Annotated in this window: 14 protein-coding genes and 1 tRNA gene; 8 read left to right on the top strand and 7 right to left on the bottom strand. The window is 38.5% G+C overall.

Translation table 11 applies throughout. The features are described from left to right. Nucleotides 1–166 precede the first annotated feature (166 nt). Genes AC1M9P_RS07215 through AC1M9P_RS07205 form a run of 3 tightly spaced genes read right to left on the bottom strand, consistent with a single transcriptional unit; the run spans nucleotide 167 to nucleotide 3,530 of the window. Nucleotides 167–1,141: a glycosyltransferase gene (locus AC1M9P_RS07215; RefSeq protein WP_481587165.1), complete on the bottom strand. Its 975-nt coding sequence runs from the start codon at nucleotides 1,139–1,141 to the stop codon at nucleotides 167–169. After that, the gene (locus AC1M9P_RS07210; protein ID WP_481587237.1) at nucleotides 1,138–2,748 is read right to left on the bottom strand and encodes a glycosyltransferase family 2 protein; all 1,611 of its coding nucleotides are present in this window, start codon (nucleotides 2,746–2,748) and stop codon (nucleotides 1,138–1,140) included. Before AC1M9P_RS07210 ends, AC1M9P_RS07215 begins: the two co-directional genes overlap by 4 nt. An 11-nt stretch (nucleotides 2,749–2,759) precedes the next feature. Beyond that, complete coding sequence (locus AC1M9P_RS07205; protein ID WP_092767589.1) at nucleotides 2,760–3,530, bottom strand: glycosyltransferase; 771 nt, start codon at nucleotides 3,528–3,530, stop codon at nucleotides 2,760–2,762. Nucleotides 3,531–3,698: 168 nt separating this feature from the next. Here AC1M9P_RS07205 and AC1M9P_RS07200 point away from each other — a divergent pair, with 168 nt between their 5' ends. Beyond that, nucleotides 3,699–4,868, top strand: coding sequence for a nucleotide sugar dehydrogenase (locus AC1M9P_RS07200; protein ID WP_481587164.1), 1,170 nt, complete (start codon nucleotides 3,699–3,701; stop codon nucleotides 4,866–4,868). A 37-nt stretch (nucleotides 4,869–4,905) separates the two neighbouring features. Here the strand turns inward: AC1M9P_RS07200 and AC1M9P_RS07195 are convergent, their stop codons facing one another. The 4 genes from AC1M9P_RS07195 to AC1M9P_RS07180 all read right to left on the bottom strand — a co-directional run bounded on the left by AC1M9P_RS07195 (nucleotide 4,906) and on the right by AC1M9P_RS07180 (nucleotide 10,399). Then, nucleotides 4,906–5,832, bottom strand: a complete 927-nt coding sequence (locus tag AC1M9P_RS07195) for a branched-chain amino acid transaminase (protein ID WP_035265589.1) — start codon at nucleotides 5,830–5,832, stop codon at nucleotides 4,906–4,908. A 34-nt stretch (nucleotides 5,833–5,866) separates the two neighbouring features. Beyond that, nucleotides 5,867–8,608, bottom strand: a complete 2,742-nt coding sequence (glnE, locus tag AC1M9P_RS07190) for a bifunctional [glutamate--ammonia ligase]-adenylyl-L-tyrosine phosphorylase/[glutamate--ammonia-ligase] adenylyltransferase (RefSeq protein ID WP_481587163.1) — start codon at nucleotides 8,606–8,608, stop codon at nucleotides 5,867–5,869. A 65-nt stretch (nucleotides 8,609–8,673) separates the two neighbouring features. Then, complete coding sequence (locus AC1M9P_RS07185) at nucleotides 8,674–9,954, bottom strand: sensor histidine kinase (protein ID WP_481587162.1); 1,281 nt, start codon at nucleotides 9,952–9,954, stop codon at nucleotides 8,674–8,676. Between the two features lie 358 nt (nucleotides 9,955–10,312). Further along, nucleotides 10,313–10,399 (bottom strand) — tRNA-Leu (locus AC1M9P_RS07180). Between the two features lie 182 nt (nucleotides 10,400–10,581). On the opposite strand from AC1M9P_RS07180, the gene queA reads away from it, so the two are divergent. From queA to secF, 7 genes are all read left to right on the top strand, one after another. Then, entirely contained in the window at nucleotides 10,582–11,619 is a 1,038-nt protein-coding gene (gene queA, locus AC1M9P_RS07175; protein ID WP_481587161.1) for a tRNA preQ1(34) S-adenosylmethionine ribosyltransferase-isomerase QueA, read from the top strand. Nucleotides 11,620–11,629: 10 nt separating this feature from the next. After that, nucleotides 11,630–12,664, top strand: coding sequence for a hypothetical protein (locus AC1M9P_RS07170; RefSeq protein WP_481587160.1), 1,035 nt, complete (start codon nucleotides 11,630–11,632; stop codon nucleotides 12,662–12,664). 24 nt (nucleotides 12,665–12,688) lie between these two features. Further along, the gene (locus tag AC1M9P_RS07165) at nucleotides 12,689–13,258 is read left to right on the top strand and encodes a LemA family protein (RefSeq protein WP_481587159.1); all 570 of its coding nucleotides are present in this window, start codon (nucleotides 12,689–12,691) and stop codon (nucleotides 13,256–13,258) included. A gap of 285 nt (nucleotides 13,259–13,543) precedes the next feature. Beyond that, a complete protein-coding gene (gene tgt / locus AC1M9P_RS07160) occupies nucleotides 13,544–14,674 on the top strand; it encodes a tRNA guanosine(34) transglycosylase Tgt (protein ID WP_035265598.1) in 1,131 nt (376 codons plus the stop codon). A gap of 97 nt (nucleotides 14,675–14,771) precedes the next feature. Beyond that, on the top strand, nucleotides 14,772–15,101 hold the full coding sequence (yajC, locus tag AC1M9P_RS07155) for a preprotein translocase subunit YajC (protein ID WP_035265599.1): 330 nt from the start codon (nucleotides 14,772–14,774) through the stop codon (nucleotides 15,099–15,101). A gap of 53 nt (nucleotides 15,102–15,154) precedes the next feature. After that, nucleotides 15,155–17,056: a protein translocase subunit SecD gene (gene secD / locus AC1M9P_RS07150; RefSeq protein ID WP_481587158.1), complete on the top strand. Its 1,902-nt coding sequence runs from the start codon at nucleotides 15,155–15,157 to the stop codon at nucleotides 17,054–17,056. A gap of 7 nt (nucleotides 17,057–17,063) precedes the next feature. Next, nucleotides 17,064–18,041 (top strand): protein translocase subunit SecF, encoded by a 978-nt coding sequence (secF, locus tag AC1M9P_RS07145; protein WP_481587236.1) that lies wholly within the window; start codon nucleotides 17,064–17,066, stop codon nucleotides 18,039–18,041. Nucleotides 18,042–18,079 lie beyond the last annotated feature (38 nt).

The following is an 18,079-nucleotide window of genomic DNA, read 5'->3' as shown; positions in this document are numbered from 1 at the left end:
AATTTCACATTCAACAGTTCTAGTATGAAAAAAAACATATACATTATACTTTAATTTAGATTAATTAAAAAAATATCTATCCATAAAAGTTAGTTTTTCTAGTTTGTCTAATTACACATTAGAACATTTGCAATACATTTAAAAACTACATGAGAGTTTATCATTTTTAATGCCAATCTAAATGAGTGCTATCTTTCAATAATGATGGAGCTTGATAATTAAATGCTTTACCCTCAACAGCCATTTGATATTTTTCTAAATATCCATACATCATTTTTTCAGCATTAAAATATTCTTTAACATGTTCGTGGCACTGTAAAGGATCATATTTCTGATTCAAAATAGCATCGACTAACTCATCGGTTTGAGGTGAAAGTTTTCCACAAAAATGAGGAACTAATTCTGGAATAGCCCCATAAGGCGTTGAAAAAACTGGACACCCGAAATACATACTTTCGATAATCGCTAAACCAAATGGTTCATGCCAACGCACTGGAAAAATCAAACCTTTTGAACCATTTAATAGTGCGAGTTTTTCTTGACCGCCCACCATACCATGAAAACGAATATTTGGAGAAAATGTTAAGCGTATGCCTCGTTTAAAATTAAAGCGGTCACCACCCAATACATCTAATTTTTGCTTCGCTTTTAAAGCAACATTGATCGCACCTTTGACATTCTTTAAACGCCAAGCCGCTTTACCTAAGAAATGATAATAATCACGCTTGGCTTTCCAATTCACATTACCATAATTTGACCAATCGAGGCCGTTATAAACAAAACTGTTCGACTGATGTCTCTCTGCATGATTTTTTGAAACAAAAATAGTATTTCTATCTAACAAATCACCCACTTGAGCATTACCATGTTCTGTCACAACATAAGGTATATCAATTTCAAGGTTTTTAGGTTGGAATTGAAAATGAACGATATCTGTATTTTCAGGAATTAATTGATTCCAAGATTTAAAAGGATCAATTTCAATAACTTCTGCAAAATCACAAGTTGAGCCCTTCGGGACGATAAATGTGACTTTATGACCGAACTCGACTAATTTTTTTGCTAAATCCCAAATAACTCGCTCCGTTCCACCGTAAGCAAAAACTGGAATCGTCGACATATTTGCGATTACAATATTCATTTATTCTTCTCTTGATTCATTTGCCAAAGCATCACGTATTTATTAAAGGTGTATCCCATCGAAGCGATTGCCAAAAATAATCCATATGCTCCACCAACAAAATCACCTCGGATAATATATTCTCGAATAAATGAAAATATTGATCGAAATATTAAGGCAATTAAACTGACTTTTTTTCCATTTTTAAACTTATCTTTTGCCCAATCATGACTATATCGAACATTTTTGAGCAAGAAATGGTGTAAATCATCGTTGGTCAAATGAGCCAAATAACCTGGCAAACATTGTGCTGAAACCCCTTTTTGGTCTAAAGATTCATGCACTTCTAAATCTGAATACTTAAAATGCTCACGTGAATAAAGTCTTGCAAGTTTGTCGGTGTACCAGCCTCGTTTTTGAACTTCAACACCACAGAATAAATTCACTCGCGCCAAACTAAACACTCGATCATACTGTACTGGCTGCTTTAGAATTTCTGCAATGGAGTCACGTAAAGGTTGATCCAATCGCTCATCTGGATCCAGAACCAACACATAATCTTGAGTGGCATAACTTTGAGCCAATTGACGTTGCTTACCAAAACCTTTCCAATCAGTATTTACAAACCATTTTGCACCGTAACGATCAGCAATTTCTCGAGTATTGTCCGTGCTTCCTGAATCTAGAATGACGATTTCATCCACGAGATCAACCACACTATCTAAGCAATCTGCCAAATGTCTTGACTCATTTTTTAAAATAATCACCAATGATAAAGTGGATCTTTTTTCTGTCCCAAGCTCGATTGAAGTTAGATTCTGCAATGCTTGATGTTCAGCAACAAACTTTCCTTCGGCATTGTTATGATGTAGATCATACAAAATTGCATATTTATTAAAAGTATATTGCGCAAATATTAACGAGTATAAAAAACCATAGCGGCCTTTCAAAAAACGACCATCTACAATATATTGTTTTATAAATGCCCAGAATGCATGCAGTAAAATTGCAAATGATGAAGTTGATTTTCCACGATTAAAACGATCAACTGCCCACGCTTTCGCGTATTGGAGTCTTTTGCTGAGTAAAAATTCTGGTGTAGGTGCAGTATGATGCAACATGAATCCATTCAATGTTTCTGTTCTAGCTTGATTCAAAACAATAGATTCATGCACTAAATTATCGTTATATTGAAATGATTTAGGATATAAACGCCAATGCGCTTTTATTGACCAATAACGATTGTCAATCTCATGTCCAAAAACACAATCAACGCGTTTAATTCCATAAACGATATTTGCAGGTTGGTTTTGGATAACTTTTAAAATGCTTTGCTTTAATTCCTCAGTAATTTCTTCATCAGCATCCAACGCTAGAATCCAATCACCAGTCGCATAGCTTTGCGCCAATTGACGCTGTTTACCAAAACCAGGCCAATCTGTATTCACAAACCATTGACCGCCAGCAGCTTCGACCAGTTCACGTCCGTGATCAGTACTTCCAGAATCAAGCACAATGATTTCATCTACCCAACCACGCAATGCAGGTAAACTAACTGCTAAATTTTCAGCCTCATTTTTTACCATCATCACAACAGATAAACGGTATGCTCTTTCTTGTCTATTCAACATTTCCATGTTTAGCGCCAAGCATCCTTAATCCATTGACTTGGCAACACATAGCGGTACCATTTACCACCGCCACCATTCACAGCATCAGGTGGATTAATCTCACCATGGAAAATAATAATTTTAGCACCTTCAGGTTTTACTGGTGGCTTAAAAAACGCCATTGGGATTTTTTGTAAACAGTGATATTTATAACTTTTACACCAGCTATCTGGCCAATAGGTTTGCTTCGCATGTTTATCTACATACCATGACAAATAGGCTTGTTCATTACGGAATTTTTTTCGGATCTCATCAAAGTTCTCACGAAAATATGGTAATAATCCAGGGAAAGCGCCCAATTTAAAACGGTATACTGAGCTATTACCTGTGATTCGCCATGGTCGTTTCCAGTCATGAATAATTAAGAAATCACCAGGATATGTGAAAAAATCATCCATGTTATCAACGATAACAACATCCAAATCTAAAAATAGCGCGTTACCCTTTAAGCCATATAAGTCAGGCTCAAAAGTTGAAAGTTTGTTCCAACCACGCTCAGGCGCACCTTCAGGCAATGCTAACGGTGGAATAGGAAAGCATTTAACATTTGGATCAATTCCTTCTGTACGGTCAGTGAGACAAACCATCTGGAAATCAACAGTCGTGTGTCGTTTCACCATATTGTAAAGACGATTCACATACTCAGAACCATATTTGGTTCCCCACTTCATACACAAAACAATGTTCTGTTCTTGTGCAATCTCTTCTTCTAATAAGACATTGTTTTCATGTATTGACATGCCGTTTTATTCCACCGAATCAATAGCTGCATCATACCACAGAGTTAAAATATTCTTGAACGATAAGAATTCAAACTCGTCCAAATTGAAATCAAATCTTCATTAAATTGTCACGTCTTAGAAACCCTATTTTGTCAAATTAAATTTAATCTGGCTTGAACTAAAATAATGAAAATTACTATTGTCGGCACTGGGTACGTCGGTCTCTCAAATGCGATGATTTTAGCGCAACATCATGAAGTCACCGCCTTAGACATTGATCAAAATAAAGTAAATGTATTGAACAAGAAAATCTCACCTATACAAGACACAGAAATCTCTGATTTTCTAAGTAATAAACCATTAAACTTTAAAGCAACAACTAATGCTGTGGATGCATATTTTCAGGCAGACTATATTCTTATTGCGACACCAACTGATTATGACCCTACAACCAATTATTTTGACACTTCAAGTGTTGAATCTGTGATCACTGAGATTTTAAGTATCAATCCATTAGCGACGATCATTATCAAATCGACAGTTCCTGTAGGTTACACCCAACAACTAAAAAGTAAATTTGAAACACAGAATATTATATTTTCACCTGAGTTTCTCAGAGAAGGAAAAGCATTGCTGGATAACTTATATCCTTCAAGAATTATAATGGGTGAAAATTCTGAACGAGCACATCAATTTGCAAACATGCTCATAGAGGGTGCTTATAAAAAAGATTGTCCAGTCTTGTTCACTGACTCCACCGAGGCAGAAGCAATCAAACTTTTTGCAAACACCTATTTAGCTATGCGCGTTGCATTCTTCAATGAACTAGATACTTACGCTCAAATATACCGATTGGACACTCGCCAAATGATCGAGGGTGTTTGTTTAGATCCTCGAATTGGTAAATTTTATAACAATCCATCATTCGGTTACGGCGGATATTGTCTTCCTAAAGATACTAAACAATTACTCGCCAACTACGACCAAGTTCCAAGCAATTTAATTCAAGCCATTGTAGATGCGAATATTACTCGCAAAGATTTTATTGCACAGTCTATTTTGGAGAGATGCCCTAGCGTTGTTGGGATATATCGTTTGGTCATGAAAAGTGGTTCAGACAATTTTCGATCGTCAGCAATACAAGGTGTTATGCGTCGTCTCAAAGCACAAGGAATCAAGATCATTATTTACGAACCCACACTTTCAGAGAAAAAATTTCAAAACTCAAAAATCATCAAAACACTGGAAGAATTTAAAAAAAGAGCAGATTTAATTATTAGTAATCGTCATTGCGATAAACTAAATGATGTTGCAGATAAAGTGTATACCAGAGATATTTTTGGTAAAGATGATTAAAAAAGGACTCAATTGAGTCCTTTTTTCAAAGCATTAATTACTTCACATATGTTAACCAGTGAGCATATTTAGGGTCTTTACCTTGTACGGCATCGAAGTATGCTTTTTGGATTTGTGTTGTGATTGGACCACGAACACCTTCACCGATTTGACGATCATCATATTCACGGATTGGCGTTACTTCTGCCGCTGTACCTGTAAAAAATGCCTCATCAGCGATATAGAATTCATCACGTGTGATACGGCGCTCTACAACGTCATATCCAAGGTCTTTCGCAATCGTAATAATCGTTTGACGAGTAATACCATCAAGAGCACCACCAGCGATATCAGGGGTATGAATCACGCCATCACGCACTAAGAATACGTTTTCACCTGAACCTTGACACACATAACCTTGTGGATCAAGTAACATTGCTTCGTCATAACCTGAGTGCGCAACTTCTTGGTGTGCCAAAATAGACAGCGTATAGTTTCCTGATGCTTTCGCCTTACACATCGTCACGTTAGGGTGATGGTGTGTAAAAGAAGAAGTTTTTACACGAATACCCTTCGCCATTGCCTCTTCACCAAGGTAAGCGCCCCAGCTCCACGCAGCAACCACTGCATGAATTGTATTATCCGTCGCTGCAATACCTAGCTTTTCCGAACCAATAAAGATAATTGGACGTAAATAGCAAGAAGCTAATTTATTTTCACGCACCACATCAATTTGAGCTTGTTCTAATGCCGCCTGATCAAACGGAACTTTCATTTGATAAATTTTGGCAGAGTTTAAAAGACGTTTAGTGTGTTCTTTTAAACGGAAAATTGCCGTTCCATTCGGAGTTTCGTAGGCACGGACACCCTCAAACACACCCATACTGTAGTGTAAAGTGTGTGTTAAGACGTGAGTTTTTGCTTCACGCCAATCAACTAATTGTCCATCTTGCCAAATAAAACCATCACGATCAGCCAAATTCATGACCTAAACTCCAAATTTTTATACACAGTCATTTTTATCCAACTACTGATGCAGTTGGATCTATTAATCTTTGCCATAGCTTGCAAACGACCTTACGGGTATCGAGCCAATTCGCAGCACTCACTTGCATGGATTGATTTGCAAGGGCTAAACGATGACTCTCGGCACGTTCACGGAGATAAGCTTGAATCAATGCTGTCGCATCGGCGCTGGATAAGCAGCCAGTTTTTGCGGCATCCTCAAGGATTCGTACATTGTCGGAGTAATGGGCGAGATCAGGATTCGTCCCACTCCATGCTAATACTGCATACTGTGCCATAAATTCGATATCAACGATACCACCTGCATCCTGTTTTAAATGAAAAATTCCATCTTTTTTTTGCTCATTTGATGAGCCTAAATGGTCTTTCATTTTTTGACGCATTTTTAGCACTTCTGTTCTTACCGTTTCTTCATTTCGAGGCAAAGTTAAAATACGACAGCGTAATTCCTCAAACTTTTCTCTTAAGCTTTGCTCACCCGCTATACTACGCGCACGAACAATCGCTTGATGCTCCCAAAGCCATGCATTTTTAAGTTGGTATTGCTCAAAAGCCTTAAGGCTTGTAACGAGAAGCCCAGCTTCTCCTGAAGGACGCAATCGTGTATCAATCTCATACACACGACCATCTAAAGTTTGGGTTGTCATCAGCGACATGAGCTTTTGCCCAACACGCATCGCAAATTCAAAACCACTAATTGGTTTCAAGCCATCTGTATCTGCCTGTTCATCCATATAGTGGATAAAGACTAAATCAAGATCTGAACCATACCCAAGTTCGATACCGCCTAATTTCCCATACCCAATGACAGTGAATGCCATATGATTTTTTGAACAACGTTGACCATCTGCATCTACTGGGTAACCATGTTTTTTTGCTGTAATTTGATATGCCAAATTCAAAGTTGCTTGAACTGAAACCTCAGCAATATCGGTGAGCGCATCAGACACACGCATCAGTGGACTTTCAGCCAATACATCACTTGCTGCTACAGTCAAAACATTCGATTTTTTAAATAAGCGCAATACACGCATTTGATCTTCCACTTGATCAATTTCAATACGCAGCAGCTGCTGTCTGAGTGAATCCTCCAAATCTTGGCGTTTAGGTAGCTCAAAATCCATTGATAAAAACTCATCGAGTAAAACTGGATAATGGGTTAGCTCTTCACAAATCCATGGGCTTACAGTCGCCATTTTAACGAGTCGCTGTAATGCTCCTTTACTTTCAATTAACATCACCAGATAGACTGTTCGCCGCATCACAGATTCAACCAGTGGCATCAGCCTTACCAAAGCGACTTGTGGATTATCCGATTCAAGAACAGCTTGAATCAGATGAGGCCAAAACTCTTTTAAACGATTAACTGCTTTAGCGGGTAATTTTTTGATGGCATGTCCATACCAAAATTCACGAACCAAATTTTTAGCAGACTCATCTAAAACTTCATTCAATTGCTGCTCTATTTGGCTAAAGCTTTCAACCAATGGATCTACTTCTTTTTCTTTAATTAAATGCTCAAACTGATAAGTTACTATAGCGCGCTTCTCATTGAGAACATCTAAGAACGCATCCCAACTTTCAAATCCAAGTGTTTCTACGATGCGATTTCTTTGGTCAACCTCAGTAGGCAGTGATTGCGTTTGTTGGTCATTTAAGGCTTGAATAGCATGTTCCACACGACGCAAGAATAAATAAGCATTTTCAAGCTCATCTACCACTTCAGGTTCAAGTAATCCAACAACCCCCAAATGATGTAGACTCACTAAACATTGACGGTCTTGTAGCTCAAGTTTTGAACCACCATAAATCAACTGGAAAACTTGAACGATAAACTCGACTTCACGAATACCACCTGCACCAAGTTTAATATCATCTTCAATATTTCTACGTTGAACTTCACGCTCAATCATCGCTTTCATTTCACGCATCGCTGCAAAAGCAGTGTAGTCCACATAACGGCGGAATACAAAAGGTCGAGTCATTTCCAGAAGCTCATCCCCTTCCTTTCCTCCTGTAACAATACGCGCCTTTATCCATGCATAACGCTCCCACTCACGCCCATGTTGACTGAGATACTTTTCAAGTGCCGCATGACTGATTGCTAGTGCTGAACCATCACCCCATGGTCGCAATCGCATATCCACTCGGAATACAAATCCATCTGCGGTGATATGTTCCAACAAATAAATAATTTTTTGCCCCCAAAGGATGCAAAATTGCTGAACATCAATACATTTACGACCATTGGTTTCACCTTGCTCATCGAAGGCAAATATAAGATCAATATCACTGGATAAATTAAGTTCCTGAGCCCCCAATTTACCCATTGCAATCACGATAAGGTCTTGAAGCTTACCGTTATAGCCGATCGGCTCTCCATGTTTGGCTTGCAATGGACGATAAGCGAAGCTTTTGGCTGCATCAATACTGGCATCGGCAAAGTCTGAAAGCTCACGAGTCAATGTAATAACTGAAATGAGGCGGTTCGCATCCTGCCAAATCCACCGAAACATTAACCGTGCTCGCAAAATTCGAATTTTTTGCATCCATTCTTTTTCATCCTGAATGTCAGCAAGTTCTTTTTGTACAATGTGATAGATTTGTTCAGTACTTAAAAATTTATTAAATTGATCAGATGAATAATCTTGTTCTAATAATGTTTGATGTAAATTATAAACTTGTTCCGCGTATTGACTGGCTCTAAGAGTTTTTTGCAACTGATCAGCATTCATTTGAAAAAAAGCCTGAATAAATCTAAAACTCTTTTATATCAGTCCTTACGCAATTTGTGGACTATTTAGTTCACTTTTTCCAAAGATGTTTGATTACTCGTATTTGGGGTGGCAGGTAACGCTGCATGAGTGTCTGCTTCAGGTAATATGACTTTAAAAGTCGTACCTTGACCTTGTTGAGAACTGACACAAATTTCACCATGATTCAAATCAACAAATCTTTTACATAACACCAAACCTAAACCAGCACCTTTTTCACCAGATGTACCACGAATAGATACCTTCAAATCCGGTTGAAAAAGCTTCTCAATTTGCTGTGATGTCATACCTAAACCTGTATCGCGAATGGCAATTTCGACACCTTGATCGCATTTTGATGCTTCGATATAAACTTTTCCAGTTCCATCCACATGAGTAAACTTCAAAGCATTGGATACCAAGTTTTGAATCACTGATGTGATCATATTAATGTCGGCAAAGACTTTTAACTCTTGCGGCACACTTTCAATTAATTGAATATTTTTTTTCACAGCCAACGTGTTTAAAACATCAAAAACGATTTTTGTCACCTGTTTAAGCTCAAACTGAATAGGATGATAGACAAATCTCCCGCCTTCAGCCATTGCCCAATTTAATAGGCTTTCCAATAAGTTATAAGTCGATTGAGCGGTATCATGTAAATACTCAGCGATATTCTGTACACTGTCCTCATCCAAACTTTCACGCTCATTGGCCAATACATCAGAAAAACCTAATAAGCCATGAAATGGTGCGCGTAAATCGTGTGCAATGATTTGAAAGAATTTTGTTTTACTGAAATTAAGCGCCGATTGTTGTTCATATAATTCTTTGAGTTCCGCATAATCCGAATGAAGCTCTAATATACGAATCAAGCTCATTGAAAAATCATAAACCAGTTCTAAATTATGATCATCAAAAGGTTGGTGCTGATTATCGAATAAAATCACTTGACCAATTGAAAAATCATCATTCACTTTTAAATCAATGGCTATAATTCGCTCGTGATCAACTCCGAGTTGATGAATATGTGCTGAAAAAGATGAATAATTAGGATGATCACGACTGATCGAAGTTTGTCCCGCGAAATATGGTAATAATTTTGCTTTTTTATTGGCATTAAAAGCTTTAAATCCATTTGGAGAAGAATGCCACACATATGGTTCATCATGAAAAGCTAAGATTGCTGACTCCGCATTTAAAATGCCACGCGCAAATCTTAAAAAACTCTCAAGTTGATTTTTTGGCGTTGATACACCGAGTAAAAGAGACATTTTGCAGGCACTGAGCTGATCAGCTTGATCGACATCTATAAATTCTATTTTCATGTCTACATCCTGCCATGGAGTAAAGGGGAATAATGATCGATTACATTTTATTTTTTCATTTCACAGTAAAGAAATGAAACCTTATTTCATCAAGACTAATACATTCTCAAATATTAAGAAAGTGCATTTTTGGGGACTGAATATCTAGCTAAAGCATGAGTCATACTTTACAAAACGTAAGCGTCTAGTGAAGATCGATTGAATAAACCATAACTATTTATTATTAAAATAAAATTTACTCAATCCTTATCTTATATTATTCATCAAATCTTCATTTGAAATTTTAAAATTCCTTTATTTATTTAAAACAAATAAAAAGGCCCTCAAGTCTGAATATGCTTGAAGGCCTTTAAGTATTTGGTCCCGAGGGTCGGACTCGAACCGACACGTCATCTCTGACAGCGGATTTTGAGTCCGCCGCGTCTACCAATTTCACCACCTCGGGAAAGGTTGTGTTCGGTATAATATCGTTTTTCTTTTCTTTGTCAATGCATAACCTGACTCAAGCGCCTATTTTTAAATCAATAGTATGCATTATGCTTTTTTAACCACCAAACTCAACTCGAACTGGGCAAAAAAAGCATATACTAATGCCAAAATTTTTGCTGATTCCATTTTTATATTCTTATGCAACTTTCTGATTTTAACTTTGAACTCCCAGACGAACTTATTGCCCGTTACCCTCTTGAAGAGCGAAGCGCTTCTCGCTTACTTCATCTTAAAGCCGATGGCCAATATGACGATCACCAATTTACCGATATTTTAGACCTGTTTAATGAAGGTGATTTATTAGTTCTCAATGATACTAAGGTAATGAAAGCTCGCTTGAAAGGTAAGCGTGCTTCAGGTGGTGCGATTGAGGTTCTGGTTGAAAGAATGCTTGATCAATTTATTGCTCATTGCCATATCAAAGCAAGTAACTCGCCAAAACCAGGTGCTGAGCTTTTTGTCGGATCAGATGAGGTTAAAGTTACGGTTCAAGGGCGCCATGAAAATCTCTATGTGGTGGAATTTTCCAAACCAATCTTAGATGTATTGGATCAGTATGGTGCATTGCCTATTCCACCTTACTTCAACCGAGAAGCAGAAGATATTGATACTGTACGTTATCAAACCGTATTTAATGATCCTACAAAAATTGCCAGCGTTGCAGCTCCAACGGCATCTCTGCATTTCGATGAACAACTATTAAAAAAACTCGAAGATAAAGGTGTAAACAAGACATTTGTCACTTTACATGTAGGTGCAGGTACATTTTTACCAGTACGTACAACCGATATCGAAAATCACATCATGCACAGTGAATGGTGCCAAGTCAGCGATGAAGCTATGGCGTTGATTAAAGCCACTAAAGATCGAGGTAATAAAGTGATTGCCGTCGGAACGACTGCAACACGCGCAACAGAAAGCGCAGCTCAAGCCAATGGTGGCGAACTGAAGGGCTGGACTGGTGATACTCAGATTTTTATTTATCCTGGTTATGAATTTAAAGTGGTAGATCGCTTGATTACTAACTTCCACCTTCCAGAATCAACATTATTAATGCTTGTTTCAGCCCTGTCCAATCGTGATTATATTTTGAATGCGTATCAACATGCTGTAAAAGAACGCTATCGTTTCTTTAGTTATGGTGACGCAATGTTGATTGACCAAGCAAAAGATTAGGATCTGATCTATGCCGATTGATTCTGTTCAGCAACTGCTTCACCTTCGCACCCGAAAGAATAAGCAAATTATGGCCAGTGTTGATCGGCTTTGGGCTCTTGGACGTTCTGCTCAACATTCTGATGACATCCTGCAAGGATTACATCCATGGGGTTCGAATACCCAACTCTTTTTTCACAATGGCATACCTAAATTTTTTGTTACGCTTGCCATCATATTCATTGTTTTTTCGCTCTTTCCTATTTTTGACACATTAAAATGGATGGCATATAGCGCAGCGGCGATACTTATCCTGATTGCATATATTATTTATGAACCAAATAAACCTATTCATGAAGTGATTTCATTTCTTGAAGAGCGAATGATTGGTTTTAAATTCGGTATAGAAGCTTATTCAACGCCATCACACCTTGGAACAAATAGACATAACACCTTGATCATAAGTCAGCTAAGGCAAAAATTTCCTTTGTTTAACCAAGGTAACCATGCCAATGACATTTTAAAGTTTGCCTCTACCACGTGGAAAAACCCTCAAAACCAAGATTTCCCTGTTATGCTTTTTCATTACCGATATATTGATGAAATCAATCTGCCAGAGCAAAACAAAACACCACAAAAATTAAAAAAAATTGAACGTCATCGTTGGGGCGTATTTGTATTTGATATATCACCACTAGGATTAGCGACAACCAGTAGAAAGAGAGGTTTCACCGCACCATATATAGAACGCTGGGAGAGCAGCGATTTAGAGCTACGTAAAAAAGTTCAGATTTACGGTACAGATCGCTTACAACTCGCAAAGATCATGACGCCATCGACCACACTCAAACTGATTGAATTTTATCGACTTCACCAGGGCGACTTAATTTTCCACCCTCATGACCAAATCATGTGCTATTTGGGAGAGCGCGATTTATTTGAAATCACGCACAAGCTTGAAATCAAAGACATTAAAAATATATCCGCTTTGCGCGGTTACTTAAGAACATTAACCATGCCAAATTATCAACAACTCAAACAGAGCATGCTAAACTTAGTTGCATAATAACGATCATATTAGGTAATGCGTGTGGGCTTATTCATTTTTCTTTCCATCTTTGTTTTGATTATTGTTTGGGGAATATGGGTTCGAAATAATATCGTTCGATATCTGAATGCTTCTCAGCGTGCTTGGTCAGATGTCGCAAATTTTGAACGTCAGAAAATTAAAACATTAGAGCATCTTGAGCAAAATTTATCTCAATACACTGAGTTTGAAAAATCAACATTAGAAAATATCACAGCCTTACGCCAACAAATCCTAAATCTCAATACACAATCAACTGATGTAGCTCAGCTTCAGCATATTGAAGCGCTAAGTCAGTCGTTAATGAAAAGTTTAAATGTGGTTGTTGAAAATTATCCAGATCTCAAAGCTGATCAGCTTTACAACCAAATGATGCATGACATTCAAGAGCAAAATGAAAATGTCAGTGCTGCAATTTCAATATTCAATCGAAATGTCGAAGAGTTTAATAACTTGATTCAAATTTTTCCAAATAACTTAATCAACAGTATCAGCCTCGCAAAGAAACCTATTCGCCCATTTACAGATCATCAAGCGCAACAAAATTTTGATTATCGCCCTAATTTCAAATAAGGATTCCACCTTAAAAAGTGGCAATATCTTAGAGAATCACGTTGTTTATCCATTACGATTTATTCATATTAGGATACGCTAAAAACTGTATACCTGGGCGAAAAATATGCAGATATCTTCATTGTTTAGCAAGATCATGAATCTCTTGTAATTTTTCATAAACAAAAATCCAAGTCGTTAAGAATAATGTAATTTTTCTAGCATAAACTGCGCGAATCTAGGAAAATAGAGCGCTTTATCGCTATCAATCAGCGAACTGTTTTTTCGCCTCGATTTGGACAATTTATGAAGTTTGAAAAATTAGGTCAGTCTGGTCGCGCTCGACGCGGACGCTTAACCTTGGAACATGGTGTCGTTGAAACACCGATGTTTATGCCTGTCGGAACTTACGGCACTGTTAAAGGCATGCTCCCACGTGATATTGAAGAAATTAAATCACAGGTCATTTTAGGGAATACCTTTCATTTATATCTACGCCCTGGCCTAGATGTCATTCGTGAGCACGGTGGTCTACATGGTTTTATGAAATGGAATAAACCAATTTTGACCGACTCTGGTGGCTTCCAAGTATTTAGCTTAGGCGCAATGCGTAGTATCAAAGAAGACGGCGTAACATTCCGCTCTCCAATTGATGGCTCTAAAGTCTTCCTTTCTCCTGAAATTTCAATGGATATTCAACATACATTGAATTCAGATATCGTGATGATTTTTGATGAATGTACACCCTATCCAGCGACTCACGAAGAAGCTCAGAAATCGCTACAACTTTCATTACGTTGGGCAAAGCGTTGTAAAACTCAACATCATGATGTGTTAAAAAACCGCAATGCCCTGTTTGGTATTATTCAAGGCGGCATGTATGAAGACCTCCGCCAAGAATCACTAAATGGATTAAAAGAAATCGGTTTTGATGGATATGCGATTGGCGGTCTTTCTGTAGGCGAGCCAAAAGAAGAGATGATCAAAGTCCTTGATTATCTTCCAGAGCAAATGCCTGCGGATAAACCACGTTATTTAATGGGTGTTGGCAAACCAGAAGACATCGTTGAAGCTGTTCGTCGTGGTGTAGACATGTTTGACTGTGTAATGCCAACTCGTAACGCACGTAATGGACATTATTTTGTTACGGACGGTTTAGTGCGTATACGAAATGCGAAATACCGCCATGATCAAAGCCCACTTGATCCGCATTGCGATTGTTACACCTGTACCAACTTTACCCGTTCGTATCTATACCATTTAGAAAAATGTGGTGAGATGCTTGCATCAATGCTTGGCACAATCCATAACCTTCGTTATTACTTGCGTTTAGCAGAAATGATGCGTGATGCATTAGATAACGGAACATTTGATGATTTTGTTCACGATTTTTATGCACGCCGTGGGCTTGAAGTACCTCCTTGTCCGCAAGATTAATACATCAGTATTTGCGCTGAGCAAAAAGACAATGTAAATTGCTGAACAAGCCGATTTTTTATCATCTTTTTTGATATTTTTAGTTTAGGAAAATGAAATGAGCCTTTTTATTTCGACTGCACATGCAGCTGGTGAAGCTGCACAACAACCAAGCTTAGTTGCTAACTTATTGATGATTGCAGTATTCATTGCAATTTTCTACTTCTTAATTTGGCGTCCTCAAGCAAAACGTGCGAAAGAACATCGCACTTTGGTTGAGAGCTTAGGCGTTGGCAGCGAAATCGTTTTTGCAGGCGGTTTAATGGGCCGTATTACTAAACTCGAAGGTGATTTCGCTGTGGTTGAATTAAACCGTGGCAACGAAGTTAAAATTCAGCGTGCAAGTGTGATTTCAGTATTACCTGAAGGCACTCTAAATAACCTTTAATTATAAAATAGTCGTGCAGCTGCACGACTTTTTTCATTTTAAGAAGAAAGCGAATGCGTTACCCAGCATGGAAATATTTACTCATTCTAGTTGTACTAGTCGTGAGTACATTATATGCCCTGCCAAGTTTGTATCCTGATGAACCAGCCGTCCAAATTTCTGGTGCAAAAGCTGGTTCTGTCATTGATGACACAGTGATTCAAAAAGCAGAGCAACTATTAAAAAGCAACAATATCCAATCCCACAATAACAGCTTTACTCAAAATGCTGCCCTTCTACGTTTAGACAGTTCTGAAGCCCAATTAAAAGCAAAAGATATCCTACGTGAAGGTCTGGGTGAAAACTATGTTGTTGCATTAAACCTCGCGCCAACAACACCTGAATGGTTACAGAAAATCGGTGCACGACCAATGAAACTTGGTCTTGATTTGCGTGGTGGTGTCCACTTCCTCCTTGAGGTGGATATGGACAAAGCGATTGCGCAGCGCATGGAAACATCGGCTGCTGATTTGCGACGCGAATTCCGTGAGAACAAGATCAAATTCAATAGTCTTTCATTGAATAACAATGCGATCACTGTTCAATTTGCTAACAATGAAGATCGTGCAGCAGCGATGGATCAACTTCGTAGTAACGGTAATAAATATACTCAACAAGCACTTGCAACTGAAAATGGTGCCAGTCTTCGTTTAACCTATACAGATACCACAAAGCAAGAAATTCAGTCGTATGCGTTAGATCAAAACTTAACAACACTTCGTAATCGTATTAATGAACTTGGTGTTGCAGAAGCATTGGTTCAAACCCAAGGTAGCAACCGTATCGTGGTTGAATTACCAGGTGTCCAAGACACAGCTGAAGCAAAACGTATCTTAGGTCGTACAGCAAACTTAGAATTCCGTTTGGTATCTGATCTAAATGATCAATATATTGATCCTTATTCAGGGAAATATAATGGTCAACCCTTACCTCCAGGGACAGAAGTATTCGCCTATGAGTCTTTAGACAGTGGTCGTGAACTTTTACTTAACCGTAATCGTATTCTGACGGGTGAGCGTGTACAAAATGCTTCTTCAGGCTTTGGACAAGATAGTGGTACAGCAGAAGTTAACATTACCCTTGATAATGCAGGTGGTAAGTTAATGTCAGATGCGACTCGTAGCGCTGTTGGTAAGCGTATGGCGGTACTGTTCATTGAGAATAAACAACGTATCAGTTACGTTGAAGATCCTGAAACAGGTGCACAAACTGAAGTACGCACACCATATACTGAATCTGTCGTCATTAATGCAGCGAATATTCAAGCAGTACTGGGTTCACAGTTCCGTATTACTGGTTTAGATTCACCTCAAGAAGCAGCTGAGCTAGCTTTAATGCTTCGTGCAGGTGCGCTCGCTGCACCAATGTACTTTGTTGAAGAGCGTGTTATCGGTCCAAGCCTAGGTCAAGAAAACATCGATAAGGGCGTACTATCCACTCAAATTGGATTTATCCTAGTCGCAATTTGGATGGTGGTATTCTTCCGCTTATTCGGTGTCATTGCGAACTTCGCTCTAGTATTCAACTTAGCCATGATCTTGACGGTTATGTCTTGGATCGGTGCTTCATTAACGCTGCCAGGTATTGCAGGTATCGTGATTACCATCGGTATGGCAGTGGATGCAAACGTTCTGATTTGCGAGCGAATACGCGAGGAACTTAAATGGGGGGCATCGCCTAAACAGGCGATTGTTGCAGGTTATGATCGAGCTTATAACACCATCTTTGACTCGAACTTAACCACATTCCTTGTTGCATTTATTCTCTTTGCCATTGGTACTGGTCCGATCAAAGGATTTGCCGTGACACTCATGATTGGTATTGTTTGCTCGATGTTTACTGCGATTACAGTAACGCGAGCAATTGTACAGATCATTTACGGTAAAAAACGTAACTTGAAAAAGTTGAGCATTTAGGAGATCTATCATGACTGAAAATACTCAACTCGAATCAAAACAGTACGGCCGTCCAGACAACGAACGCGTAATTCCTTTCATGAAGATTGCAAAGCCAGCAGCTTGGCTTTCAATCATCCTGACTATTGCAAGTATCTTCTTTATCGCGACTAAAGGTCTGAATTTAGGATTAGACTTTACTGGCGGTGTTGCAGCTGAACTGAATTATGCCAATCCTGTAAAACCCTCTGAAGTGACGCAAGCATTAAGTGATGCGGGTTTTAATGATGCTGTTGTTCAAACCTTAGGTTCTGAACGAGATTTAATGGTTCGTATGCCCGTACAAGAAGATATTGAAGCGGAAGATCTAACCAAAGCAATTACCACCGCAGTTCAATTAGACAATAATACCGTGACTGTACCTAAGGTAGATGTTGTTGGTGGTCAAGTCGGAAACGAACTTTACATTAAATCAGCAGGTGCTGTGGCTTTGGCACTGATTATCATGCTGATTTATGTGACGATTCGCTTCGAATTCAAGTTGGCGATGGGTGCCGTACTCTCTTTGTTCCACGATATTGTGGTAACACTTGGGATTTTCGCCCTCATGCAATGGCCTTTTGACCTAACCGTTTTAGCTGCTCTTCTAGCAATTATTGGTTTCTCATTAAACGATAATATTGTTGTCTCGGATCGTATTCGTGAGAACTTCCGTAAAATTCGTGGGGCAGAACCTCTTGAGATCATCAATATTGCATTGACTGAAACCTTACGTCGTACCATCCACACTTCGATGACGCTATTGCTTGTGGTCGTTGCTATGATGATCATGGGCGGCGATGGTTTGAAATGGTTCTCGATTGCAATGTTTGTCGGTGTTTTTGTCGGAACATATTCTTCGATTTATATCGGTACTGCATTTGCATTGTGGCGTGGTCTGAACCGCCAAGACTTTATTGTTCAAGTAAAACCTGAATTTGAAGAGGAAGAAGAAATTCCTCAATAAACATTCAGTAAAAAAAAGCCCATCAAATGATGGGCTTT

The organism is Acinetobacter sp. 25-47-122 (genome assembly GCF_056779695.1).
Note: the sequence above shows the minus strand (reverse complement) of the source record. Positions and strands in the feature narration are given on the sequence as shown.